The organism is Mesorhizobium sp. WSM4836, from assembly GCF_055811815.1.
The window spans coordinates 1-1,365 of the sequence record NZ_JBVVQF010000073.1; the positions used below are offsets into that span (position 1 = coordinate 1).

Genomic DNA, 1,365 nt, shown 5'->3' on the forward strand with positions numbered 1-1,365 from the left:
TACTAGGACGTAGACTCATTACCGCGTAGCCAGATGCGAATTGCCACAAGTTTGAGGGCAGCGAGGTAGTTCTCTGCAAGCTTGTCGTATCGGGTTGCGATGCGGCGGAACTGCTTGGCTTTGTTGAAGAAGCGTTCGACGAGATTGCGCGCCTTGTAGAGGAAGCGACTGAAGCAGATCGGGTCCTTGCGGTTGGCCTTGGGCGGGATGTTGGCCCATGCCTTTCGCTCGGTGATGACAGTGCGTAAGGCGTTGGCATCATAACCCTTGTCGGCGAGCAGCATGGCACCCTCGGGCAAATCCTTGATCAAGTCCACTGCGGAGGCGATGTCGCTCTTCTGGCCTGCCGTGAGCATCAGCTTGATCGGCCTCCCTTTGGCGTCGACAAGAGCATGGATTTTTGTTGTCAGCCCGCCTCGGGAACGGCCGAGACAATGATCTTGATCCCCCTTTTTGCCGTCGCACCCTGCTGGTGGACGCGAACGATTGACGTATCGATCATCTGGACTTTGCCCTCATGGGCATTGGTAATCGCATCCATGAGGCGGTCCCACACACCTGCTTTCCGCCATCGGACAAAGCGGTTGTAGCAGGTGGTGCGTGGGCCGTATCGCTCTGGCAAATCGCGCCATGGCGCACCGGATCGAAGCACCCAGAAAATGCCGTTCAGCACGCGGCGGTCGTCTACGCGCGGTACCCCTCGCGGCTTGTTGGGCAACAGCGGCTCGATCACTCGCCATTCGAAATCGGTCAGGTCATATCGGCTCATGCTTAGTCTGAATCAAAATTCGGCGCTATATGAAAGGGCCAGTCGGAGAACGACCTCACTGTGCTCAGTCACTTGGACAGGAAGGTATCCATAGCGCCTCCACGGCACGCGTGAAACATTCCGATAAACACTCCGCCGCGGGCCGAGAGTCCTGCTCGGCCCCAAAGCGCTTTGCTGGACTTTCTGTCCGGTGGAGTTGTGCGGAGAGCGGAGGGAAGTGTGCTGTTCATGCACCCGAGGATGTGGGCTCGAACTGCTTTGATCCCGCATTGAGCGCCACGCGCGTTGAGAGTGCGAGATTGCATGTCCATTAGTCGCTGTTCTGCACCAGCCAACAAAAAGGCCCGCTCGCTCTTAGAGACGCCGTTCGATGACAGAAGCTGTTGCAGCTTGCTGCGTTCAGATGCCTGGCTGACGGTCTGGCAAGCGCTCGCGGCATCAGCGTAGCCTCCGCTCGATGCGAGAAGGGCAAGCGCGAAACCGAGGCTCAGGGTGAATTTGCAAAGAGACGGCATCGGGGAAGTCTATTGGCTCTCAACAATGTCCACAATCCACCCCCTCGAGCTCATTTCCACGTTTATGAGTTCACGACCTAG

General features: G+C 57.6%; 1 protein-coding gene. It reads right to left on the reverse strand.

Annotated features, from left to right (window positions below):
• Positions 1-2: 2 nt before the first annotated feature.
• A protein-coding gene (locus tag AC0L2P_RS32100; RefSeq protein ID WP_473507231.1) for an IS5 family transposase occupies positions 3-769 on the reverse strand; the annotation gives its coding sequence in 2 pieces (ribosomal slippage) (positions 3-457 and positions 457-769; 768 coding nt in all).
• Between the last annotated feature and the right edge of the window lie 596 nt (positions 770-1,365).